The following is a 24,522-nucleotide window of genomic DNA, read 5'->3' as shown; positions in this document are numbered from 1 at the left end:
CCAGTCAGCTCGATAAATTGCTTGAGATTGATCGCTAAAATCCACTAAAAACGCGATCGCCTGAACATCGCTAAAAGTGAGCTAGCTTGGAACAAAGGCTAGTGTGCCGAAGGAGCAAAACGATGACGAACGGTTTTTTGTTGAGTCGAATTGTTTTGCAGTTTAGCTCTGAGTTTCAGACAGTTTGTGAAGACCTCTCAGCGGTGATCCATACAAAAGATGGGCACCTGTGGGTTGCCTCTGATGAAGCCGCCACAATCGATCGCTTGTCCTTTGCAGAGCCTTATATTTACAGACACGACAAGCAATTCGCCCTTGCTGATCTGATCAATCTACCCGATCGCAAAAAGGTTGAAGTAGATGTTGAGGGCATGGATTATGCCGATGAATATCTTTGGGTCGTTGGCTCCCACGGTACCAAACGAAAGAAAGTCAAAGACGAAAAAACTGATGAAGAAAATCTGCAACGCTTAACCGAAGTCGAATTTGACCCCAACCGCTACATTCTGGCCCGAATCCCACTCTGCAACGGAGATTTGGTTAAGTCCTGTCCCCACTCCCAAGACCCCGCCCAACAGTTAACTGCTGCGATCTTAGAACTCACAGCGGGCGGCAATGTCTTGATTGATGCCCTCAAATCTGACCCTCACTTGGGTCCGTTTCTCTCCACCTATACCCAAGCTCAGGACCAGCCTCTACTATTGCCAGGAAAAGATAATGGTTTTGATGTTGAAGGGTTAGCAGTTTATGGCGATCGCATTTTCGTCGGGTTACGGGGACCCGTGTTACGAGGTTGGGCAATCATTTTAGAACTTGCCGTGGAGCAGAAAAATCCCGAAACTCTATCCCTAAAACCCATTGGTAAAGAAGGACAACTCTACAAAAAACACTTTTTTGATTTAGGTGGGTTAGGCATTCGAGATCTCCATTTTCAAGGCAAAGATCTGTTGATTTTGGCTGGCCCGACGATGGTACTCGACGGCTCCATTCGAGTGTTTCGGCTAACCAAAGCTCTAGATTTGGATGAAAACAGTCTGTGTGAGCAAGCGGAGGGAGAGCTAGAACTTTTATTCGATATTCCCTACGGTATTGGGTGCGATCGCGCCGAAGGTATGACCCTGTTTACCTGTATTAGTGACTCTCCCTCGCTGATGGTGGTTTATGATGCGCCTTCGGAAACCCGGAAACGAGATTTGAAAGGCGTTTTGGCTGATGTTTTCAAACTGTAAGCTTAGTCTTGCGAGTACTCCTGAGGACCAGAGATTTCGTTGAGTAGGGGCTCTGGACTTTCGCTCTTGGCCTTCCGGGTTTGCCGTGCTGCATAGAAAAATAGAATTGCTAGCAAACAGTAACCCACGGCCCAATCTCCTCCAGCGCCCCAACCCAAGTGGATGACTGTATCCGCGATCGCCCAGTTATAGCTGTGCATTAACCCTATCCAAGAAAGTACGGCTGCCGCTAACGACCACAGTGCGGCCTGCTTAAACTTGCGCTCAATAATATAGACGGTGATTCCTGCAAGAAGCATGGCAGAAAAGATAAATCCTTGCTCTAAGGCAAAGGCTCCATCAATAAACATGCCACTGCCTTGGAAGGATTTAATCAGCTCAGGTGTAAATGGCTGAGCGGGAGTGCCCAGACCCGCAGCTCGCAGAGCATTCTTGGCAACCAGTACTCCCCAAGCCGCGATCGCAGGAAGCAACCCCACAACCACAGCAGGAGCATGGCGCAGCGGTGTAGCTGTGAAGCTTTGGGCCACAATCACAATCGCAATCCACAGCACGATCGCCATTCCCGCTTCAATGGGCACAAAGTAAGCCAGCAAGCCGACCGTTCCGCTCAAACACAACAACGCCATCACAACGCCATTAAGCGTCGAATAACCAACTCGTGCCCCCAGCGCTTTCCAACCAGGATGCCCAATGTAAATCGTTGTAGGAAAACAAGACCCGCACACCGCTGCCACAATCGTGCCAATGCCATTAACCGCCAAACAAGGAGCAGATGGGTAAGAATCCCCAGCGGCTTCTGCACTTTCCAAATTCTGAATGCTGCCAATTAAGTTAAACAGGCCCATCGGCAAAATCACGCTTAAGTAATCGAGCAAGACCGATCGCCCTTGCCATAACTCGCCTAACCAAAATCTTGGTAAGTAAACGCCAATGGGTTCTAGAGCAGTCGCGAAGCGAGTCGCATCCCAGCTGACCAATCCTGTGCCCCAAGCTAGCCCTATCCCCAGTAGCACCGCTAACAACCCCCCTGGAATTGCAAAGCGCACTTGCCCAAAATAAGTCAGAAGAATTACACCCAGCGGCACTAACCCCACAATTGGACTAGCAAACGTGCGAAACAAAAAGTCCATTGCGATGAAGGTTACAGCAATGCCACCTAAGGTTGAGAGCAAAGCGGCTCTCGGTGCCAGTCGGCGCAAACCTTCCCCAATCCAAGCACCTGCTAGTTCGATTAAACCGGAGCCTAGACAGGCGACTAAACCTGCCTGCCAAGCTAGTTCTGCTGCCTGCTCTGGAGACACACCTTGAGCGATCGCGGCTAGTTTAACGGGCAGCATCACCAGAAATACATAAGCAAAGAGACTAACGGTGTTGATGCCGTAAGGCAAAGCAGTAATGTCATCCCGTTGCTCCCGCTGGCCTTGTCGGTACGCCAGCCAAGCATAGTAAAAGTTACCAACAATTAAGCTAAGCGCCACACCAGGTAGAATGCGGCCATACAAAATTGTGCCTGGAAAATTTAAGACTCCCTGGCACAGGCTCACAATCACCAAAATTTGAATGAAATTATCGAGAGCTAGGCCAAAAAAGCCATCAATATCTCTGCGGACAAACCACCGTGGAGAGTTAATTGTTTGCATGGGTATGCTCCAGCCTCTGTAGCTAAGAGTTCAGTGTCAAAAAAGCTACAATTCGCTAGTATCTCAGACTAAAGCCCTCATGCTCACAAGCGAATAATAGTCCTAGCTCTTGTAGAGAGTGATATTCGAGGCTACCCTGCCACTTTTGTAAAAAATGTAATTCTTAATACCAACTTTTTTGAAAGGCACTGTTTTTTAGGCAGCTCATCATCTGCCACCTATGCCCTGTAGCGGCATTAACAAAGTTTCACAAACCAACAACTGTCGTAAGATGGATGGTTAATCTTGTTAAATAATTCTTTAATCAACTAACATTCTGATCAAGCTCCAAAAGATGTAGAACTTATGGGTTCATCACCAACGACCTTAGAACTTAAGCTAGAAAAAGCTGCTACCTCAAGCCGTAGCCAAGCTTTTGGCACCGTGACCATTCAGACCTGCTTACTTCAGACAATTCCTCCAGAGCGAGTTGGCTTAAATGGTGAGTACGACCATAGCGGTCTAGCTAAGCGAGTCCAGTTAGCGTTTCAACAAGCCTTCAGCTCTGAGCAGATTCAGGCGCTCTCTGTATCCCAGCGCGGCAGAGTGGTTGTGCTCAAAGGGCGGGTTTCCCAAAGCTTACTGCAAAGGCTAGTGGAGATTGCTGCCAGAATTCATGGAGCCACCGATGTTGAAACTTATGCGGTGACTTCCATTGAAGAATAAAGCTAGAGCCATCGTCTCAGCGATCGCTCCTGCCAGGTTGAGTAATTCTGAGCGATCGCCCTTCGCGACTAGGCTTGAGAATTGGGCTTGAAGATTGCGCTTGAGGACATCTTCGTAAAACGAGATATACTGTCTCTCAAGAATATGCTTATGTTTAGCTTGAGTTGCGATGCTGCATTTAGCCCAAGTGCAAAAAAAAGGATTTTTAGGAAAGGCTGAGTTGCAGTTGCTCGCCCATCAAAAATCTGAAACAACCTGGGTCTTAGCGGCTAAAGAAGATGTGGTTTTATCTGCTGAAGCCCATGCTTTTGGTGAAGGAACATTAGTTCTAGCTGAAGTGGCAGAAGATCGTCAAGTGACCAGCGTCCAAGACGCTACAGAGTGGGTCCTTGAGTTAGTTCAGAAATATTTGATTGCAGGCCTGACTCCTGCTCTTTTGCAGCAAGAAGCAGAACGGGCTGAGCAATGGCGACAGTCTTTGACTTTACAAAGCCAGGAATTAGGCCGACGCACGCTAGAAGTAGAAGCGCGACGTGAGCAGATTCAGGAACTCGAAGAAAACTTGAAGCGCGAGAAACAAGAGCTAGAAGCATTAGCGCAGCAGTTAAAAGTTTCTCTACAGGACGAGTCATAGAAAAGCGAAAAATTGTAGCTAATCTTACAGAGCGAAAAGTCCTTCTCAAGGAAGAATTTTCGCCACCCAAGTTTAAGTTAATTTGAGATTAAGAAATATTTAACAATAGAACTTAGTGTCGCTACATCACTAAAGGGTGGCTATGGCAAATTGTAATAACGCAGCTAAAGACAACTTTTTTTATCCTAGGAGCCGTTACTACGGTACTTTTACACCTGAAACATTAGCTTTTAATGCCAACCTGCAAGAGTTCTCCCAGAAAGTTGCCTATATTTCCGCTCTAGAGACAGGTGGCAAACTTCCTCCTGAGCAGGCCTATAAGCAAGTTAAAACTCTGTGGAAACAGTTAAAGCGCAGTCGTAAGGCTTTAGGAATCAGTCCCAATCTATACCCTGACAACCAGTAATTGTGTGAGCCATAGAAGCCCTAATAGATTCCTCTGTGACGGCTACATCTGTACATAGGCAGATGTAGCAGAGTTACCAAGAAGATCCTAAAAATAGCTCTCTACTAAAGGCCCTCAAAATTAAAGCGATCGCCTAACTCTTACTTTCTGGAGTTAGGCGATCGCTTTAATTCGGTTAATTTATCGGCTAACAGCGGCGGGTAGAGTCAGATGAGGAGATGAGTTACCGTTAGCTTGCCTTGAGAAGCCATTCGTTGCAGAGCTGGGAGCCACAGGAGCAGCCTCATCTTTGAGTAACACTTCGCGAATGAAGCGAGCTGCCACACGTTGCGCTAAACCACTGGCGATCTGCTGTCCCATGTGCTGTGTCTCTGGCTTAGCTAATAGCCGAGGAATTAAGGGTAACAGTTGAGCCGCATCAAAACCTTTGGTTTCGCGCAAGATGCCCCAAATTCGTTTGATATGGTCCAAACTCTGTTGCTCGTCAGCAGGAGCAGCGCCTTGCTGGTTTACTGCTAAGCCTACCCTTTCGCGCACCATATAGCTGAGGTTGTGAAAGGCATTGCGACCCAGTGCATCTACCCCTTTAATAATTTCATCGACTAACCTATTGCGAATAAACACGCCTCGCTCGGAAAAGAGAAAATCTACTGCCTGAGTCATGACTTGATTTAAGTCATAGTCTTGGCTGTCGCGAGCATTCTTGAGCAAGTTCTCTAAACGATTCCAACGGAAACTGCCATCTTTGAAGAGCAGATCACGCAGAGAATTCCGCAATTCCGGTGCTGGATCGGTCAGCAAGCGCTTGGAAACATAAGGATAAGCTTTGCTGAGAACCTTGAAGTTAGGATCTACGTTGATCGCAATGCCTTCTAGAGTAACGAGCGATCGGATGATCAGTGCGTAGTAAGCTGGCACTCGGAAGGGGTATTCGTACATCAGCGCCGAAAATTCATCGGTGATGCTCTTGAAATTTAACTCTGCTACACTCGCGCCGAGGGCGTTACTGAAAACGTTAGCTAGAGCTGGAATGATCGGAGTCAGGTCAGTTTCAGGAGTGAGAAATTCCAGCTTCACATAATCGTGAGCCAAACCCTCAAAGTCCCGGTTGACCATATGCACCACGGCTTCAATCAGGCCGTAGCGCTGGTAGGGCTTGACTTCGCTCATCATGCCGAAGTCTAGATAAGCCAGCTTGCCATCGGGTGTGGCTAGCAAGTTGCCTGGGTGGGGATCAGCGTGGAAAAAACCATGCTCTAGCAGTTGGCGCAAAGAACACTGCACCCCCACCTCAATCAGGTAGCTGGCATCAATGCCTTGAGCTTTGAGTTGCTCTGGCTGAGTCAGCTTGGTGCCGTTGATCCACTCCATCGTCAGCACGCGCCGCTGTGTATATTCCCAATAAATTTTAGGGACGTAAATATCTTGCAAGTGACCGTAAAGCCGAGCAAAGCGTTCTGCATTGTGCCCTTCGTGAATGTAGTCCATCTCTTCAAAGACACGGCTACCAAATTCATCCAAGATGGCAATGAGGTCACTCCGGACTTGTTTAATGTTTCGCTGTGCCCAACCCGCTAGACCCCTGAGTAGATACAAGTCCAGGGTAATATTTTGGGCCAATCCAGGCCGTTGTACCTTAACGGCGACCAGTTCCCCAGTTTTAAGCCTGCCTTTGTAGACCTGCCCTAAAGATGCTGCCGCAATAGGTTGAGGCGTTAGTTCGGCGTAAATCTCTTCTGGGCGATCGCCTAGCTCTTCTTCGATAAACTGGTAAGCCAGCTCGTTGGGGAAAGGAGGTAGCTGATCCTGGAGTTGCGTCAGTTCTTCAAGAAATAGCGGCGGAACCAGGTCAGGGCGCGTGGAGAGAGCTTGCCCCACCTTGATATAGGCTGGCCCTAATGCTGTCAAGACTTCTCTAAGGCGAATCGCACGAAGGCGTTGATTTTTAGCTGCTTTTCCTGTCCGCTTGTCCCACCATAAGCTCAGCCCAAAGGTCAGAAATGGCCAAATAATGGTGAGCAAACGACCCCATACTTGCAACGGTTTGGAGCGGTAGTAGTCCGCGATCGCCACTGGGTCATAGCGCAAGCCAGCAACTTCTGGATCAAATTCCGCTTCAGCCACAGGTTCGGGCATTAGCATTTCTGGCGGCAAGGCGACTGGCTCACTTTTTACCGTAATGGTTGAGGCCGTGATGGTTGAAGGGGAGGTTGAGTTTGTCACTACTATTCCGGCTGGAATAACAGACTCTGGCTGAACTGAGCGTAAGTCAGTTCGCGTAGCAGTAGAAGATATCTCAACATTCTTCATGGGTTCAGGACTGATTGGGGAGCAGCGATGTTAAGTATTGTAACAACTCAATTCATCATAGCTCTGAGTTCATTTTCACTCTAGCTTTTGATTGAATTGCTCAATTCTCATTTCGGGGTAAGGGAAGCAGGGGTACGGCAACTCACACTAAACTAAATGGGTAGCCCCCTTTGATTCGATGTGATTTCCACCAGGAGACCTGGTTTTACCTGCTGCTTAGGACGCAGTATCTTCAGTGTCTAAGGAGTTCGAAGTTTTTTCCTCTTCCTTCAAGGTCAATTCTGCCTCATGTTGCTTTCTCTTCGGATTGAAAACTTTGCTCTAATCGATCGCCTGGAGTTAGAGTTCAGCACCGGTCTGAATGTCTTGACGGGCGAAACAGGTGCTGGCAAATCAATTATTTTAGATGCGATTGACGCAGCCTTGGGTGGTAAGGTGACGAGTCGGGCCATTCGGACTGGAGCCGATCGTGGTTTAGTAGAGGCTACGTTTGCTCTGGACCCGTCGTTAGCTGCTTGGCTGACGGAGCAAGAAATTGACCTCCTAGATGATGCCTCTCTAGTTTGTAGCCGCGAAATGGTGGCAGGCCAGAGCACCCTGCGCAGCCGATCGCGCCTGAATGGAGTGCTGGTGAACAAGCAGCAAATGGAAATTCTTCGCGATCGCTTGGTGGAAATTACAGCCCAAGGCCAAACCATGCAGTTAGGGCAGGCCGCCAATCAGCGCGAGTGGCTAGATGGTTTTGGGGGGCCACCGCTCCTAGAACAACGAGCAGCGGTGAGTAGTGCCTTTATTGCTTATCAACAGGCTTCACAAGCCTTAGAGAAGCGGCGACACTCCGAGAGCCAACGGTTACAACAACTAGACCTATATCAATATCAGCTGCGGGAATTGAGTACTGCCAGCTTGAGCGATGCTGATGAGCTAGAACAATTGGAGCAAGAACGCCAGCGACTCAGCCATAGTGTGGAATTGCAGCAGCAAAGTTACCAGGCGTATCAAGCCCTCTATCAAAACGATGCTGGGGAGCCTGCCTGTGCTGATCTGCTGGGCAATGCCGAAGTAATTTTGAACGATATGCTGCGCTACGACCCTGAATTGCAGCCTGTTCTAGACCTAGTAACCGATGCCTTGGCCCAAATTCAGGAAGCGGGGCGGCAAATTAATGCCTATGGGGAAAGCGTCGAAACTGATCCCCAGCGGTTGCAGGATGTGGAAGACCGCATCGCTGAACTGAAACAAATTTGCCGCAAATATGGCCCTACCTTAGCCGATGCGATCGCCTTTCAACAGCGCGTGCAGTCAGAGCTAGAAGCTCTCACTGGAGGTGGTTTATCGCTAGAAGAGTTAGAGCAAACTTACCAAGAACGCCGAACTGCTCTAGTAACAGTGTGTGCCCAGCTGACTGAATTACGGCAAGTTGCCGCTCGTGAGCTAGAAGACCGCCTAATCCGAGAATTAAAGCCCCTGGCAATGGAAAAGGTGCAGTTTCAAGTGCAAATTGCGCCGATCGCCCCTACCGCCAACGGAGCCGATCAAATTACCTTCTTGTTTAGCCCTAACCCTGGAGAACCATTACAGCCATTAAATGAGACTGCTTCTGGTGGGGAGATGAGCCGCTTTCTACTGGCGATTAAAGCTTGTTTCTCGCAAGTCGATTTGATTGGCACACTCGTTTTTGATGAAATCGATGTGGGGGTTTCCGGTCGGGTAACCCAGGCGATTGCCGAGAAACTATACCAACTGAGCCAACAGCACCAAGTCCTTTGTGTGACTCACCAACCGATTGTGGCGGCGATGGCAGACTATCACTTCCATGTCGATAAGCAAGCGATCGCTGAGCCTGTGGTGGCAACCAAGAACGGCAAACGCAGTCAATCTAAAGGCAAGACAGCCACAGATGCAGCTATAGATACAAATACAGAAACTACAGCCGTTGACCTGATCACCTCCGAAGCAGATTTAGAAGCCATCCGGACGGTGGTGCGCGTCACGACTCTAGACCCCAACCAGCGTCGAGAAGAACTAGCTCAACTTGCGGGAGGGCGCTCAGCCCAAGAAGCGATCGCCTTTGCCGACTCTCTGCTGGCCCAAGCAGCCGACCTGCGCCAAACGCCTGCAACCACTACAATTGCCCCTGTTGAGACTGTTACACCAGCGGAAGTCAACTCTAAATCAAAGACACGCTCAACCTCTACTCGGGCTAAAGCCTCGCGATCGCAAGCTCCAAAAAAGGCTTAGTTCATCATTTTGGTGTTATTAATATCACACGTTGCTTACTTGCCTCAGCACGGCTATTGAGTTGCAACCAATTAAATTCAAGAATTTGCATGCGTTGTTGAGCTTTGATAGCAACGTATATTTTTTTACTAGACTACGCTAAAAAATATATTTCACTATCTATAGCGATCCCAAATGGGTTGGACCTCTCACAACCCGTCAATTTTAGAAATCATTTAGGACTGCTATATGTTCAATGATTAAAAACTCAGCCATTTTGCTGAAAGTCGATACCAAACAGATTGAAAACTGAGGTTGCTGAGAATTATTAAACTCATTTGGGCAAACTGAGCGAGTGATATTGAGAAATCAACTAGTCAAGCAACTAAATAGTAAAGAGTGATCTATGGAGGCAGACAGTAATCTGTTCGAGATTAATTTTGCTTACAAGGTGGCGGAATATTTTTAAGCCATATATCGCATGCAAAGTCTTTTTACTTTGCCTTATAACTGTCCTTGAAGTTATATTTTTTAGTCATGACCATTATTCTTGAAACTAGTTGACAGTCTACAAACAAAAATTTATATCTGTAAACTTCTACTTAAAAAATCAACAGGTATAAATTAAAGACGAAAATCCTAAGAACTAATACTTCATCTACCTATTAAACATATTCGTAGGGTTGATATCATCCCTATCAACCCTAAAATCAGGGATTGCCAACATGACTTTAGCTAGTTCTCTCACAGACTTTTCTTTAGCAGAGCTGTTCCGAATGATTGACCAAGGACGCAAGTCGGGTCGTTTGACGCTTCTCATCGCCGGCGATGCTCCAACCTCTCAAGCGCCTGTTTGTCGATACATTTGGTTTCGGCAGGGACGAGTCATTGCTGCGGCTGACCGTTTAGATGGGCAAGGCTTAATTTCCCAAATTACAACGAGAGGATGGTTGAGCCAGCGAGTGATTGAAAGATTGGGTAATCTTGCTGGAGGAGAAACTCCTTTAGGATTGACCTTAAAAACTCAAGGAGCGCTGCAAGCCGAACAATTAAATTTGCTTTTTTCAGCTCAGATGCAGCAAATTTGGAGCTTATTTGGGATTCAAACAGGGCGGTTTGATTTAGATGGTAAAGCTACTTTACCTAGCACTGAAATGACGGGTTTGAGTTTGCCAGCAATGGAAGTTGCTCTGGCAGGTTTGAGAGCCATGAAAGATTGGACTACATTGACTGACGTGCTACCAGAAGCCAACTCAGCCATCCAAAGCATCATTCCAGGAAAACCGCAATTCCGCTTGAATCCTGTCGAGTCACAAATTTGGGAATTTGCCAGTGGTTCAGTTTCTCTGAACGCGATCGCTAAGCAACTCAATCAACCCGTTGCTAAAGTCCAACAAGCAGCTTTCCGACTCATGCTAGCTGGCTTAGTAGAGGAGCTTCCTCTGATCACAGCTGGTTCGAATGTCAAAGGCCCTCCAATAGTTCTCGATCCGATCGAGCAGTTTCCAGAGGAGCCCAAGAAGACAGAAACCGCAGAAAAATCCAAAGTGAGCAACTCCTTTCTGCAAAACTTGGTTGGCTTTTTACGGAGCAAGAGCTAATGGAAATTTTACGAATCGTTGTAACAGGAACAGTTGGGGCGGGAAAGACCACTTTCATCCGTACCATTAGCGAAATTGATGTGGTCGATACGGACCGTCGAGCCACCGATGAAGTGGCTGAGCAAAAGCGCAATACCACAGTCGCTTTTGACTTTGGCCGTTTGACTTTTGCCCCTGGCCAAGCCATGCATCTGTATGGCACACCTGGTCAATCGCGATTTGACTTTATGTGGGACATGCTGATTGAGAAAGCACATGCCTACATTTTGTTACTAGATGCCAATCGGCCTCAAGACTTTCGTTATGGTCGGCGAATTTTGGCTTTCATGAATCAGCGAGTACAAATTCCCATGATTATTGGGCTGACTCATATGGATTGCCCTGGGGCATGGGATGCAGAAAACGTTGCTTTGGCCTTAGGGTTATTAGATCCACCTTCTCGGCCTCCCATTGTAACTGTGAATGCCAATGAGAAAGAGTCCGTATTCGAAACTCTCGTTACTTTAATTGAGCAACTGATGGGAGCTGCCGCTGTGAAGTAAAGAAATATCGTAGAGATTTGGTTTTACCAGGAGTTAGTTGCTCCAGGCTCTAAATTGATTCTCTACTAAATTCTTTCACTCCACATGTTATAAATTCTTCTTCCTTATGAAGAATAACTTAAGTAAAAAGCGCAAGAATTTAATTAGTAAATTTAATTAATAATTTATTCTTGTTTGACCTGTTATAAAGTCTCATTTCTTGTGAATAATAAGTCAAGCAGAGGGCATAAAGAGTTTAGTTAAGAGGCAATTTTAACTACTGAATATATCACTTCATTCAGTGAGTTACTATCAGAAATAAGATGGATCAAACAGAAGACTAACCAGATTTGTTGCCAGCTTCTGGATGAAAATTTTAACTTCTCCATCTCGCCAAACACTCACAACACTACCATCGAGGAACAAGCCATGATTGTTGTTTCAGCTCTACAAGATGTTCTCCAAAATTTCGTTAGCGGCACCCCCGATGTTCAAGGTGCAGCTCTAGTTAGCCCTGATGGTCTTGCTTTAGCTTCTGCTCTTCCTGCCGGTTTTGACGAGGAAAGAACATCTGCAATGTCTGCGGCCATGATCTCTCTAGGCGAGCGAATTGGCCAAGAGTTAGCGCGGGGAGCAATTGACCGGATTTTTGTGGAAGGCGAGAAAGGCTACGGAGTGCTAGTGGGTTGTGGCACCGAAGCCGTACTCCTAGTCTTGGCTAGTTCTAGCGCCAAGCAAGGCTTGTTGAACTTAGAGATTAAGCGAGCGGTTGCCTCAATCACTCCTATGGTCAGCTAGAAATAACGCTTGACTCAACTGAAACTAAGTATTCGTCGATCTTCATCTTCAAAAAATTAGGGAATCATTCATGACTACGTCGCGTGAACAACTCGGAGATTTCAGCAGTATCGTTTGCCTAAAGTCCATCATTGTTGGCATGGAAGATGCCTTAGGTGAGAAAGCAACTGCCATCTCTTTAATTGCAGCAGGTCGGGCTCGGGGCAAAAAGCTGGCAGCAGAATTAGGCTTGGTCAACTCAGCAGTGTCCTTGGAAGATGCTACCTCCAAGGTGGCCCACGCTTTGGGAAAGGATGGAACTCGTTTGCTGGTCCTAGACAAAATTGAGCGAGACGGTGGCACCATCAAAGTGTATACACAGGAGACTATCTGCTCTGCTGGCGAACCTCAAGGCTCAGAGCGAAAGTGCACTTTTACCCTAGGTGCTGTTTGGGGGGCATTAGAGGCAATTCTAAGTAAGCGCTTACAAGGTAAGCATACTGAATCTGTTCTGCGTGGTGGCACCCATGATGTTTTTGAATTTACTCAACTAGGATAAGCGTCAAAGCGCAAAGGTACTCTTGAATAAGAATGAGCAGCGCCATGAATCAAAGTTCAATTGCTACGGCGTTGCTCATTTTTTACATGCTAAATAGTGTTTTAAATCTTCAGGGATGAGCAGATGATGAGTAGGAGTGGACAGGAAAGCATTCAAGCTGCGGCTGAATTGTTGGAGCAATACAGCTCGGGTAGAAGAGACTTTTGTCAAGCAGAGCTAAGCCAAGCAAATTTAATTGAAGCCGTACTCTGTGAAGCTGACCTCTCGAAATCTAATTTGACTGAATCTAATTTGATTCTGGCTAACCTCTCTCAAGCTAATTTAACTGGAGCAGTTTTAGTTCGGGCCAACTTGAATGGGGCAGAGTTAATCAATGCCAACCTTAGTCAATCCAATCAAGTTCAAGCTGGTTTAATTGGAGCCGATCTGAGCGGAGCCAATCTGAGCGGAGCCAATCTGAGCGGAGCCAATCTGAGCGGAGCCAATCTGAGCGGAGCCAATCTGAGCGGAGCCAATCTGAGCGGAGCCAATCTGAGCGGAGCCAATCTGAGCGGAGCCAATCTGAGCGGAGCCAATCTGAGCGGAGCCAATCTGAGCGGAATAGATTTTCACAAAGTATTTTGTAGCCTGACGACTTGCTTCCCTCCAGACTTTAATATGGAGGCGGCAGGGATATATATTCTAAAACCCGATATCTCTCTACAGAATGTAGATTTAAGCCAAGCTAACTTAGACTGGGTAGATCTGAATTTTGCTTCTCTGCAAAAGGTTACTTTAGTCGAAGCAACGTTACGTCAAGCAGGTTTGTCTTGTGCCAATTTAAGCAATTCAAATTTAAGTAAAGCTAATTTAACCGCAGCCAATCTCAGCCAAGCTAATTTAGAAACTGCTAATCTGACAGCCGCCATCTTAAATGATGCGAATTTAGGACAAGCGAAGTTAGCTAAAGCTAACCTCAATCAAGCAATTCTAGTAAATGCTAATTTAAGTGAAGCTAATCTAGAATCTAGTCATCTGATTGGGGCTAATTTATGCGGAGCAGATTTAAGTAAGGCTAAGCTTTCCCAAGCAAATCTGCAAGATGCTATTTATGACCAAGGTAGTGACTTTGCCGCCGGAACTCGTTTTCCGAAGGGCTTCAATCCTGAAAGAGCCGGAGCTTCGATTCGTAATGCTTAAGGCCTAACGATCTTTATTCTTTAAAGTAAAAGAATAAAGTGATATCAGGTATTGCTGAGGTTGGCACGGGCATTACGGCGTAACATCTCAGGTTTAATTCGCCGTAGGGCGGAGGCTGGAAAGCGGCGATCGCATTCTTCATCAGAAATGTTTGCCAGTTCACTCAGCTTAGGAGCCACGTTCTGGGGGTAGGGCTGAAATTCAGTGGCGTCTGTGGCTTGAGCAAAGCGTTGGTTCCAAGGGCAGACATCTTGGCAGATATCACAACCTGCGACCCAGCCCTGCATTTTTGTCGCGATCGCTTCTGGGAGGGTTTCAGCTCGGTTCTCAATCGTATGGTAGGCAATGCAGCGGTTGGCATCCACCACAAACGGTTGAGCGATTGCTCCGGTGGGACATGCCTCCAGGCAGCGGGTACAGGTGCCGCAATGCTCGGTGTGCGGGCGATCGGGTTCTAAAGCTAAGTTGGTTAACACTTCCCCAAGAAAAACCCAAGAACCATACTCTCGCGTAATCACGTTGCTATTTTTGGCAATCCACCCCAAGCCCGCTTGTTGAGCCCAAGCTTTATCTTGAATAGGGCCTGTATCAGCATAGTAACGGGCTTGGATGCTGTCCCCATGGGCTTGTAGCCAGTTAGCAAAAGCCTTAAGTTTTTTGTGCAGTATGCGATGGTAGTCTCGCCCCCAGCTGTAGCGAGAAATCTTGGCATACTCTTGTCCTTCAGGTCGCTGATCGGCAGTGTAGTAGTTGAGTGCTACGCAGATGACTGACTGCACCTCTGGCATAATTAGGCGTACATCTTGGCGTTTAGGATTATCCATCCAAGCCATATCCGCTTGGTAGTCTGTATTCAACCAAGTTTGCAGCCTTTGTACTTCAGGACTGTTGGCATCGGGGTCTACTGCGGCAATTCCAACTTTGTGAAAGCCTAGCTCTAAAGCTCTTTGCTTGATGTGATCCCGATCGATATTGGCAGCTCTGACTACGTCACTCATAGGGTTGATTCTAAGTACGCGCAAACAAAGCTCGGTAAACGGGTTCTCCTCGTTCCAACGTCATGCATTCCCGTTCCGTCGGCACAGGTAGAGGATTTTCACTCAGCCAATATTCCCCCTGCCGCTGAAACGCTGCGTGCTCCTCAAAACGATCGCACATTTCTACAGCCACTTCTTGAATATCAGACTGAAGAAAGACAACCCCACCCTTGATCAAATAGCTAGCCAGTTCTCTCACTAACTCTGGCTGCACCACCCGTCGTTTTTGGTGTCGGCGCTTAAACCAAGGGTCAGGAAATTGGATCGTTACTCGTTGCAACACTCCCTTTGGTAAAGAGTGCAACAGCGATCGCGCCGAAGTATTGGCATTACAAAACAAGTAGTGCAAATTGGGCAAATTCAGCTCATCGCGCTCCTGGTTGGCTTGATCTACCAAAGGAGCCCGAATTTCCAAACCTAAAAAATTCCAACTCGGTTCCGTTTGCGCCATACTCAGCACAAAGCGACCCCTAGCACAGCCAATGTCCAAATGCAGCGGCTGGTTTGAGTCCGCATACACTTGGCTCCAATCCGGGGGATGAACTGGACTTTGATATTTGCGGCTCAGCGGGTTAACGTGTTCTCGAACTCGAACCAGTGACAAGGTTAATGCTTCCTCTCGTAAATGCTGAACAAGCTGTACCGTAATTTCTTCTCAGGATTATCCTTAGAAGAAAACAGTTTGCGACAATATAAACCAATTTAATCGATTCCCAAGTTAGTTCTCCGCCATCAAGGGTGGAGTTGCTGTAACCGTTTGATCACCCGCTTTAAAAAATCACCTTATGAGCTTGCAGTTTCGCTTCGCTGTGGTCAGCGATCTCCATGTTGCCTTACCCCATACTATTTGGGAGCATCCTAATCGGTTTCACTTAGTCGAGGTGAGCATCCCTGCCCTGGACATTATTTTGGCGCACTTAGAGCAACTAAATCTTGATTTTTTACTCATTCCTGGCGATCTGACCCAGCATGGCGAACCCGAAAATCATGCTTGGCTGACGGAGCGATTAGCTCAACTCCCTTTTCCCACGTACGTTGTGCCTGGTAATCATGATGTCCCAACCCCTATGCCTGATGGCACTTCGATTGGTTGGGCTGATTTTCCCACCTACTACCATAAGTTCGGCTATGAAGATACCTCTCGGATGTATTACACCTGTGAACTCTTGCCTGGAGTGCGCTTAATTGGGCTGAACTCCAACCAATTTGACGCCCAAGGCAAACAAACAGGTTGTCTAGATGAGCAGCAGCTTAACTGGCTCAGTCACGTTTTAGCCGAGATGGAACCAGACGAATTAGTGCTAGTAATGCTGCATCACAACGTAGTAGAGCACCTGCCCAACCAATCGCAACACCCATTGGGCCGCCGCTACATGCTAGACAATGCGCCAACTCTCTTGCAAATGCTGCAAGACGCGGGGGTGCAGCTTGTATTTACTGGGCATCTGCATGTGCAGGATATTGCTCAGCACCAAGATATTTACGAGATTACCACTGGCTCCTTGGTCAGTTATCCCCATCCCTATCGAGTTTTGCAGTTTCATCGCGATCGCCAGGGCCACCAATGGCTGCAAGTAGAATCCCATCGGGTTGACGCTGTGCCCGATTGGCCGCAACTGCAACAAGCCTCTCGTCAATGGATGGGCGATCGCAGTCATCCCTTCATGCTGAAACTGCTGACTCAACCACCGCTCAATTTGCCACCAGAAGAAGCTGAAGTTTTGCTGCCGAGCCTACGCTACTTCTGGGCCAAAATTGCGGATGGGGACGCTTTGTTTGACTTCTCGCACTTTCCTTTAGCCGCACAGCAGTACTTTGAGAGCTTTAGCGCCACCAATCGTTGGGGTAGTCCTGCATTGATTGATAACCACAGCACTTTGCTCCTGCGAACCAAGCAAGCAAAATCTTCATCTAAGCCCGTCTAGTCCAGCGGCGTGAAACCTGTTCCATACAAGCAGACGCGATCGCAGGCAGGGGTAAAACTTCTTTCGCAGCACCCAGCTCAACCGCAGCTTTGGGCATGCCATAGACCACACAAGTCTCGCGATTTTGAGCGATCGTATGCCAGCCAGCGGCATAAAGAGATTTGAGACCCATCGCACCGTCTTTGCCCATCCCCGTGAGCAGCACTGCCACTCCTTTACGGGGCCAGTGAGCCGCTACGCTGTTGAAAAAGACATCCACAGAGGGGCGATAAACACACTGCGATGGCTCTGGCGTATAGGCCAAAGTCAGATCTGCTTGCACAATCAAGTGATGGTTAGTACTAGCGACAGAAACAGTACCTGCCTGAAGGACTTGGCCATGCTGGGCAATTTTTACCGGGATAGTGGTTTGCTGATTCATCCATTCAGTTAAACCGGGAGCAAATTGAGCATCGACATGCTGAATGATGACCACCGCTGCCGGAAAATTAGCTGGGAACTGGGACAAAATGGTTCGCAGCGCTTGCGGTCCCCCCGTGGAAGCCCCAATCACGACCAAAGGAGGCGTCGAATGAGCGAAACTGTCTGACTGTATCGAGTTTGGCGATCGCGACTTTCGGGTTGTAGACTTGCCAATCAGCTTAGCTACCATCGCAATTTTAGCCAGTAGTTCAGTGCCACTCGCCCCCTGTCCTTGTGGCCCCAAAATAGGCGTGTTCACTGCATCTAAAGCGCCGTACCCCATTGCTTCAAACACCTTAGCGCCGTGACCGCTCACCGTTGCGGTGACTAGTACGATAGCGCAGGGAGATTGAGCCATAATTTGGCGGGTCGCAGCGACTCCATCCAACTCGGGCATCAACAAATCCATCAAAATCAAGTCTGGGGTATCTTGAGCAGCTTTCGTCACCGCTTCGGCTCCATTACGAGCTATCCAAGCGACTTCGTATTCTGGGGCACTGGCAACTACGCGGCGAAGTGCTTCTACCGCCAGCAGCATGTCATTGACGATGGCAACTCTCATGCGATCGCCTCACCAATGAGATCGCGCACGGCCTTGAGGAGGGTGTCGTCATGAAAGCTACTTTTAGTCAGGTAGTAGTCTGCTCCCACTTCCAACCCCCGCATGCGGTCTTCTTCTCGGTCTTTGTACGACACAATAATCACGGGTAAGGATTTTAAGGTGGCATGTTGCTTCAATTGGCCAATCAGCTCAATCCCATTCATCCGAGGCATGTCAATATCCGTGACGACCAAATCAAAATGCCCTGTACGAATCGCATTCCAGCCATCTATACCATTAACCGCTACTTCCACCGCATATCCTTTGTTTTGCAATAACTTCCGCTCCATTTCGCGTACCGTAATGGAGTCATCTACGACTAAAACGCGCTTTTGAGCTTTGGGTGCTAGCTGGGCTGTTTTGCGACTGATATGACTAAGCTGACCATTAGCTAGCAGGTGATCAATCGATCGCACCATGTCTTCCACATCGATGAGGAGGACCGGAGAACCATCTTCCAGGAGAGCCGCCGCGCTAATATTTTTCACCTTACCCAAGCAGGAATCGAGGGGCCTAACCACTAAATCTCGCTCACCCAGAAACCGATCTACCACTAGGCCATAGCAGCTCAAGCGATCGCTGATTACGATGATCGGGAGATCCTTGGCATGACCGGAAGAGGCAGGTAGCTCTAGAACTTGATGAGCCACCACTAGACCAATATTTTGTTCATCAATAGTGAAGAATTGACGGTTTTCTGCCACCGCGATCGCCGCTGGTTCCACCATGACAATGCGGTCGATCCGGGTCAGCGGCAAGGCATAAGGCTCACCAGAAATCTCGACTAAAAGTGTACGAATGACTGATAAAGTCAGGGGCAATTGCAGGTAAAAAGTCATCCCTTTACCCGGTTTAGAGACCGCCCGCAAGCTCCCTCCAACCTCCTGAATCATGTTCTGCACAATATTTAGCCCTACCCCTCGACCCGAGAGTTCCGTCACCGTATCGCTGGTGGAAAAGCCTGGTAGGAACAGAAACTCGATTAGCTCCGCTTCTGTGAGTTGAGGAGCCATCTCAGGGCTGACCAATTGTTTGCTGACGATCTTGGCGCGTAAACGCTCAAAATCCATGCCTCGTCCGTCATCAGACACGGTGATTGAGAGCATGCCGCCCTGATGTAATGCTTCTAGGCGCACTAATCCTTCTGCTGGTTTACCTGTTGCTAAGCGCTCTGCGACTGATTCAATGCCGTGGTCAATGGCGTTGCGGAGCAGGTGGGTGAGCGGTGCTTCTAGCTTTTCTAAAATGTCTCGGTCTACATCCGTGGCTTTGCCCAAAACTTCAAACCGGATTTGCTTATCTAGCTGCCTGCCTAAATCTCGCACCATGCGCGGAAATGCCTGAACGCCATCGGCAAAGGGGCGCATGTGGCTTGCCAAAACTTCGCGATAGAGGCGATCGGACAAATTGGCAGAACGACGGGCAAATAGTTCCAATTCATTCAAGCGATCGCTTAACATCTGACGGCAATCAGTGGCTTGCTGTCGCACGGCATTGAGGTAGTTTTCGCTGCGCTGATTTAAGGGCTGCCCAACTAAAGATTCCTGCAACTTTTCTAACAAAGTGGACAGATCTGTTTGTTGCCGCCTCAGTTTTAATAAGGAATCGGCAAATGGTTGGAGCCAATTCGCTTCTACTAGCGATTCTCCAGCCAATCCCATCAAACGGCTGAGGTTGTCAGCACTGACTCGAACCACCCGATCTAAGTTGTCGGCTGTCTGCATACCAGACGAGCTGATCGGTGTCGCTTTAGCTGTGGCGGATAACGACGCGCCGGAAGCAACCGGATCAGCGATCGCTGTGGTGGCAATTTGGCTCTCTGCCACAGTTAAACCCATAGTTGGCAGATGCGTTGCGATCGCTTCTGCTTCTAGAATCGGTGCTTGATTCAGTTCCTCAGGCGCGATCGTGACAACTGGAGTGATTTCTACTGAAACGGTGGCGTCAGAAATGACTGCTAGTTCGTTGGCGAGCGATTGTGGCTCTGGTTCTGGGTCTAGTACAGTGGCGATCGCTCTGACCAGCGCTTCAATCCCCTCCGTTTGCTCGGCTAGCCACCCCTGTAATTGGGCCTCTGAAACTTGGCTTAACCGTAACAACAGATCAACGCCTTGGAGCAGCACATCAATATGCTCTGCCGCTAAAGTTGCAGTGCCCATCTGAGCACTCGCAAAACAATCTTCCATCACATGAGCCAGTCTGACGCCCACCTCTAAATCAACAATTCGCGCGGCTCCTTTAATCGAGTGAGCGGCACGCATCAAAGACTCCAAGGTCTCAGGCAGCCCAGGATGAGTTTCCAACTCCAGCAAACCGTGGTTTAAAACTGCTGCTTGCGCCTCTACCTCCATCCGGAACAATTCCAGCATGGAGAAATGGCTAAAATCCTGATTTGCGCTCACTACAGCAGCCTCCGGTTCAAGGTGTAAAACAGCAGCTCGTCATCTAAATAGTTCACACTATGGTTTTGCCAGTTAATGATGCCCTTGGTGTAGGTATCCTTGGCATTCAAGAGCGTTGCAGGTAAATTGCGAATGTCATCGGGGTGAATGCGCTGCACACCATAGACTTCATCAACGGGAAAGACCCAGCTACTTTTCTGGCTTTGCACCACCACCATCCGCTGATAGGCCATCTGATGCGTGGTTGAAGCAGCAGCCACCTGCCCAATACTGAGCAGATCACGCAGAGAGATACACAATTGCAACTCACCGCGAATATTCACCAAGCCTTGAAAGATCTGGTTACTCCGGTGCGGCAAAGTCCGAACTGAGCTAACTTGGGTAATCTCCTGAAACAACAGCGCTGATAGGGCTAACCATTCCTGGCCCAAGCGAAAGATCACTACTGATAGAGTGCCCGCCGTCTGCTCTATTTTCTCTTCAGCCAAGGAGCTAGCCCACTCCAGCAGATAATTAGCCGGAATCTCTCGCTCTAATAAACTGCGTCCCGCTTGGGCGTAGACGGGACAGTTGCGGCAATGAATCATCTCCAAAAGTTCGGGGCAGGCGCGATTGCCGGAGACACCGATGGTATTCCAGCAGCGTTCGGAAGGAGATGACAAGTTTAGTTGATTCATAAGCTGGGGTGAATTTGAACCGGGGCTGTTCTGGGGTAAGAGCTTTAATGAGAAATTGGGCGATCGCTGACTTGAAACCGAGCAATCTCTTGATGCAGACCTTGCGCTACTTCCCCTAGCTGGGCGATCGCTCGATTGATTTCTTGAAGGGAATCAGCCGTTTGCGTCGATACATCACTCAGTTGCACCATGACATCACTAATCTGTTGTGCCCCTTGTGCCTGAGTTTCCATCCCCTGCGTCACAATCAAAAATTGCGGAGTCAGTGTTGTCACCTGCTCAATAATCTGACCCATTTGCTGGCTAATTTCCCTGACTTCCTCAGCTCCCTGCTTCACTTCTTGGTTGAACTTATCCATTTCCATCACCCCAGTGGAGACAGAAGCCTGCATTTCTTTCACCGTTTGCTCAATATCTAAAGTAGCCACAGCGGTTTGGTCGGCCAAGCGGCGAATCTCTCTCGCTACTACCGCAAAACCCAACCCCTGTTCTCCTGCTTTTTCTGCCTCGATCGCAGCATTTAAGGAGAGTAAATTCGTCTGGTCAGCCACTTTGGTAATGGTCTTAACCACACCATTAATGCTTTGGGCCTTTTCGCGAATCACCTCCAGCCTGGAGGTAATGGAGGTGGTTGACCTCATTAATTGCTGCATTGAATTAGCCATAGCCGTGAGATTAACCTGGCTCACGCTGGCACTAGCAGCCGTAGTCTGAGACTTAGCAGCAACTACTTCCATCGTTTGCACCAAGTCTTCAGAAGTAACCGCAATCTGTTTTGCTGTCGCCACTACCTCTCGGGTCGAAGCCACTTGTTCTGTCACGGTGGCCTCTAGTTGTTTCCCAAAAGCAGTCAGCTTGGTGATAGAAGCCGTCACTTGAATGCCAGATTGTTGGACTTGACCAACGAAGCCACTGAGACCTCGAATCATCCTTTGAAAGGCGAGAAGGAGCTGACCGATTTCATTGCGATCGCTGATATCAGTTTTCAACTTTACGGTTAAATCACCGACAGAGATTTTCTCCGCAACATCTACAATCTCCGCAATCTGAGACTCCACTTGTCGAGAAAGCCAAAGCCCAATGATCAGATTAAAAACAACAGATATAATTACACCCAAAAAAACTGAAACAACAACTAGTTCTTGGGCAGATTCAGATTCTTGCTCCAAGCGCTGTAACGCAGCCTGCTCTACCTGCAAAATTTGTTGTCGAGCTTCGTCAATATCATCCATTCGCAGAGATTTCATCAGAGCTTTAGCTTCAACCAATTGCCCTGAGTCAATTAGCTCAAAAATCTTCCGAGCAATTGCTTCATTTCGGTTCACCTTTTTGGCAAGATCCGCTATTTGCTGCTGACGCTCTAAACTCTGCGCTTGCTGATCCAGCTTTCCATAAGATTGATTGAATAGTTCTAAACCTTGATCATAGGATTGGATATAGCTTTTATCTTCTGGAAATAGCAGATAGCCTCGGACATTTCTGACCATTCTGGCAACGCCCAGCACCATTTGATCAACCTCAATAATGGTAGTCTGAGCTATCTTTTCTTCTGCCTGTCTTTGAAAAGCATTGCTTGTGTTTACATGAACGATTCCCCCTAGCCCTACTAAACACAAAATTGGTAGGGAGTAGCCTATCAAGATCCGGTTCCTTAGTTTTTTATGCTTCAACATAGGCTTTGTACTTAGATGAGTTGACTTTGAAGCGCGAAATCTCCTCCTTTAGTATCTGGGCCACCTCTTTCAGCAAGTCGATCGCCTGATTAATTTCCTTAAGAGAATCTGCCGTCTGCTCAGAGGTATCTCGCAGTTGCATCATGGCTTCGTTGATTTGTTGAGCGCCTTGAGCCTGGCCTTCCATGCCTTGATTGACCGTGAGCAATCTGGGTGCTAGCGCCTCTACCTGGCAATCTAGTAGCTATAGGCAGGTTGGGGTTCAAGCGCGATCGCGCCTACCTTAAAGCGAGAAATTTCTTGGCGCAAACCCTGAGCTGCTTGGTTCAACTGCTCGATCGCTCGATTAATTTCTTGCAAAGCATCCGCCGTCTGCACAGAGGTTTCGCTCAACTGCACCATTGCTTCACTGATTTGTTGCGCTCCTTGAGATTGTGCTTCCATCCCTTGATTCACCACAGAAAAACGGGGGGATAGTGATTGTACTTGCTCAATAATTTCTCCTAACTGCTCACTGATAGTGCCTACATCCTCCACGCCTCGGCCCACTTCCTTGGTAAACTTGTCCATCTCCATCACTCCGGTGGAGACAGAAGATTGCATCTCCTTTACCATCTGCTCAATATCGAGGGTAGCCACAGCAGTTTGGTCGGCTAAACGACGAATCTCTCTTGCCACTACGGCAAAGCCTAAACCGTACTCCCCTGCTTTTTCTGCTTCAATAGCCGCATTGAGTGAGAGAAGATTAGTCTGGTCTGCCACTTTAGTAATCGTGTTAACCACACTGTTAATGTTGTTGGCCTTCTCGCTAATAATTTCCAGCTTGGCGGAAATGGAATTAGTAGCAGCCACTAACTGACGCATCGTAGTTGCCATTCGCAGCAAGTCTTCTTGATTGGTAGCAGCAGCCACCGTTGTCTCTTGAGACATGGTTGCGACTTCTTCCATCGTGTTAGCCAGTTCTCCCGAAGTGGCAGCAATTTCTTTTGCGGTCACTACTACTTCATTGGTTGCCGCAACCTGCTCTGTGACGGTAGCTTCCAATTGTTTGCCAGAGGCTGCAATCTTCGTTGCAGAAGTCGTCACTTGAATGCCAGACTGCTGTACCTGGCGGATCAGGGAGTTGAGGTTATGAGTCATAGATTGAAAAGCCACCAACAGCTTGTCAACTTCATCGTTGCTGTTATTCGCACTCTCAACCTGCGTTGTTAAATCTCCGGCTGAAATTTGTTCTGCTACCACTACCACATTGGCAACTTTTGCTCCCAAAGGCTTCGCGATCGTGCGACTGAGATAGATACCCAAAGCGATCGCTACTGTTGGTCCTGTCACTAACGTAAATACCACCCAGAAGGAAGTCTGACTACTATCTTGAATAGCCATAACCTGAGCCGCCTTCGCAACTTCAGTATTAGTGTCCAGAAGCCTAAGCAGATCCTCTGTAGCTACATCAAAAGTAGGACGTTCTTGTTGAGACAAAAAGCGGTTGAGAGTTTGCACTTCAGATTCAGTTAAACCACTCTGCTTAGCTTCTTCGTAAAGCTGAAGAAATCGTTCTTGATCTGTTTTCCAATCCACCCAGTGAGGCTGAAAAGCGGATTTGTAAAGCCTAGCTTCTTCAGGGGTTTGAGGCGTTGACTCGTATTGTTTAAAGCCAGCATCAATTTGCTCCCAAGCCTTCTTGATTCTGATTAGCTCAGTCTCTTTGTCGCTCTCGCTAATTTCAGGGTTAACTAAGGCTCGCATAGCAGACTGAATTTGAGTTTGTCCCTCATTAATCTTCCAAATACCAGCCACACTAGGAAGACTATTTTTAGTCAGAGTGTCAATATGTTTGTTTAAACGAGAGATGCCTAACCATCCGACACTCGCAGCAACTAAAACGATCGCACTCATTACCCCAAATGAGCCAATCAAGCGATTCTGTAACGACATGTTCTTGAGCATAAGATTTTTTCTAT

21 protein-coding genes are annotated in these 24,522 nt (G+C 47.9%); 11 read left to right on the top strand and 10 right to left on the bottom strand.

From position 1 onward, the window contains the following. Positions 1-122: 122 nt before the first annotated feature. Positions 123-1,229, top strand: coding sequence for a DUF3616 domain-containing protein (locus NDA01_RS09005; RefSeq protein ID WP_348227687.1), 1,107 nt, complete (start codon positions 123-125; stop codon positions 1,227-1,229). A gap of 2 nt (positions 1,230-1,231) precedes the next feature. Here NDA01_RS09005 and NDA01_RS09000 read toward each other — a convergent pair whose 3' ends face one another. Then, the gene (locus NDA01_RS09000) at positions 1,232-2,872 is read right to left on the bottom strand and encodes an NCS2 family permease (protein ID WP_348227686.1); all 1,641 of its coding nucleotides are present in this window, start codon (positions 2,870-2,872) and stop codon (positions 1,232-1,234) included. Between the two features lie 345 nt (positions 2,873-3,217). Between NDA01_RS09000 and NDA01_RS08995 the strand changes: the two genes are divergently transcribed. From NDA01_RS08995 to NDA01_RS08985, 3 genes are all read left to right on the top strand, one after another. Next, positions 3,218-3,577, top strand: coding sequence for a hypothetical protein (locus tag NDA01_RS08995; protein ID WP_348227685.1), 360 nt, complete (start codon positions 3,218-3,220; stop codon positions 3,575-3,577). 169 nt (positions 3,578-3,746) lie between these two features. After that, positions 3,747-4,211 carry a hypothetical protein gene (locus tag NDA01_RS08990; RefSeq protein WP_348227684.1) on the top strand — a complete coding sequence of 155 codons (465 nt, stop codon included), beginning with the start codon at positions 3,747-3,749 and terminating at the stop codon, positions 4,209-4,211. A 142-nt stretch (positions 4,212-4,353) separates the two neighbouring features. Further along, positions 4,354-4,617, top strand: coding sequence for a DUF7219 family protein (locus NDA01_RS08985; RefSeq protein WP_190435915.1), 264 nt, complete (start codon positions 4,354-4,356; stop codon positions 4,615-4,617). Positions 4,618-4,797: 180 nt separating this feature from the next. Here NDA01_RS08985 and NDA01_RS08980 read toward each other — a convergent pair whose 3' ends face one another. After that, positions 4,798-6,840, bottom strand: a complete 2,043-nt coding sequence (locus NDA01_RS08980; RefSeq protein WP_348227683.1) for an ABC1 kinase family protein — start codon at positions 6,838-6,840, stop codon at positions 4,798-4,800. Between the two features lie 375 nt (positions 6,841-7,215). Between NDA01_RS08980 and recN the strand changes: the two genes are divergently transcribed. From recN to NDA01_RS08950, 6 genes are all read left to right on the top strand, one after another. After that, on the top strand, positions 7,216-9,168 hold the full coding sequence (recN, locus tag NDA01_RS08975) for a DNA repair protein RecN (RefSeq protein WP_348227682.1): 1,953 nt from the start codon (positions 7,216-7,218) through the stop codon (positions 9,166-9,168). 704 nt (positions 9,169-9,872) lie between these two features. Next, positions 9,873-10,748 (top strand): DUF4388 domain-containing protein, encoded by an 876-nt coding sequence (locus tag NDA01_RS08970; protein ID WP_348227681.1) that lies wholly within the window; start codon positions 9,873-9,875, stop codon positions 10,746-10,748. Then, positions 10,748-11,290 (top strand): GTP-binding protein, encoded by a 543-nt coding sequence (locus NDA01_RS08965; RefSeq protein WP_348227680.1) that lies wholly within the window; start codon positions 10,748-10,750, stop codon positions 11,288-11,290. Before NDA01_RS08970 ends, NDA01_RS08965 begins: the two co-directional genes overlap by 1 nt. Before the next feature lie 408 nt (positions 11,291-11,698). Then, positions 11,699-12,067, top strand: coding sequence for a roadblock/LC7 domain-containing protein (locus NDA01_RS08960; protein WP_190435927.1), 369 nt, complete (start codon positions 11,699-11,701; stop codon positions 12,065-12,067). Positions 12,068-12,137: 70 nt separating this feature from the next. After that, on the top strand, positions 12,138-12,605 hold the full coding sequence (locus NDA01_RS08955) for a hydrocarbon-binding protein (RefSeq protein WP_190435930.1): 468 nt from the start codon (positions 12,138-12,140) through the stop codon (positions 12,603-12,605). A 123-nt stretch (positions 12,606-12,728) separates the two neighbouring features. Further along, complete coding sequence (locus NDA01_RS08950) at positions 12,729-13,784, top strand: pentapeptide repeat-containing protein (protein ID WP_348227679.1); 1,056 nt, start codon at positions 12,729-12,731, stop codon at positions 13,782-13,784. A gap of 44 nt (positions 13,785-13,828) precedes the next feature. On the opposite strand, the gene queG is transcribed toward NDA01_RS08950, so the two are convergent. Further along, on the bottom strand, positions 13,829-14,782 hold the full coding sequence (gene queG / locus NDA01_RS08945; protein WP_348227678.1) for a tRNA epoxyqueuosine(34) reductase QueG: 954 nt from the start codon (positions 14,780-14,782) through the stop codon (positions 13,829-13,831). 10 nt (positions 14,783-14,792) lie between these two features. Next, a complete protein-coding gene (trmB, locus tag NDA01_RS08940) occupies positions 14,793-15,425 on the bottom strand; it encodes a tRNA (guanosine(46)-N7)-methyltransferase TrmB (protein WP_348227677.1) in 633 nt (210 codons plus the stop codon). 181 nt (positions 15,426-15,606) lie between these two features. On the opposite strand from trmB, the gene NDA01_RS08935 reads away from it, so the two are divergent. Next, positions 15,607-16,746: a metallophosphoesterase family protein gene (locus NDA01_RS08935; protein WP_348227676.1), complete on the top strand. Its 1,140-nt coding sequence runs from the start codon at positions 15,607-15,609 to the stop codon at positions 16,744-16,746. Here NDA01_RS08935 and cheB read toward each other — a convergent pair. The 6 genes from cheB to NDA01_RS08905 are packed head-to-tail and all read right to left on the bottom strand — an operon-like array spanning position 16,733 to position 24,508. Continuing rightward, the gene (cheB, locus tag NDA01_RS08930; protein ID WP_348227675.1) at positions 16,733-17,770 is read right to left on the bottom strand and encodes a chemotaxis response regulator protein-glutamate methylesterase; all 1,038 of its coding nucleotides are present in this window, start codon (positions 17,768-17,770) and stop codon (positions 16,733-16,735) included. The two genes, NDA01_RS08935 and cheB, sit on opposite strands and share 14 nt — an antisense overlap. Continuing rightward, complete coding sequence (locus NDA01_RS08925; RefSeq protein ID WP_348227674.1) at positions 17,767-20,211, bottom strand: hybrid sensor histidine kinase/response regulator; 2,445 nt, start codon at positions 20,209-20,211, stop codon at positions 17,767-17,769. The genes cheB and NDA01_RS08925 overlap by 4 nt, the downstream gene beginning before the upstream one ends. Continuing rightward, positions 20,211-20,888, bottom strand: coding sequence for a chemotaxis protein CheW (locus NDA01_RS08920; RefSeq protein ID WP_348227673.1), 678 nt, complete (start codon positions 20,886-20,888; stop codon positions 20,211-20,213). Before NDA01_RS08920 ends, NDA01_RS08925 begins: the two co-directional genes overlap by 1 nt. Positions 20,889-20,932: 44 nt before the next feature. Further along, positions 20,933-22,528, bottom strand: a complete 1,596-nt coding sequence (locus NDA01_RS08915) for a methyl-accepting chemotaxis protein (RefSeq protein WP_348227672.1) — start codon at positions 22,526-22,528, stop codon at positions 20,933-20,935. A gap of 19 nt (positions 22,529-22,547) precedes the next feature. After that, entirely contained in the window at positions 22,548-22,748 is a 201-nt protein-coding gene (locus NDA01_RS08910) for a hypothetical protein (protein ID WP_190549706.1), read from the bottom strand. Between the two features lie 50 nt (positions 22,749-22,798). Further along, positions 22,799-24,508 (bottom strand): HAMP domain-containing methyl-accepting chemotaxis protein, encoded by a 1,710-nt coding sequence (locus tag NDA01_RS08905; protein ID WP_348227671.1) that lies wholly within the window; start codon positions 24,506-24,508, stop codon positions 22,799-22,801. Positions 24,509-24,522 lie beyond the last annotated feature (14 nt).

Origin of the sequence: Trichocoleus desertorum AS-A10 (assembly GCF_039962155.1) — a bacterium.
Lineage (GTDB): Bacteria > Cyanobacteriota > Cyanobacteriia > FACHB-46 > FACHB-46 > Trichocoleus.
This window is presented reverse-complemented; position numbering and strand designations above follow the sequence as displayed.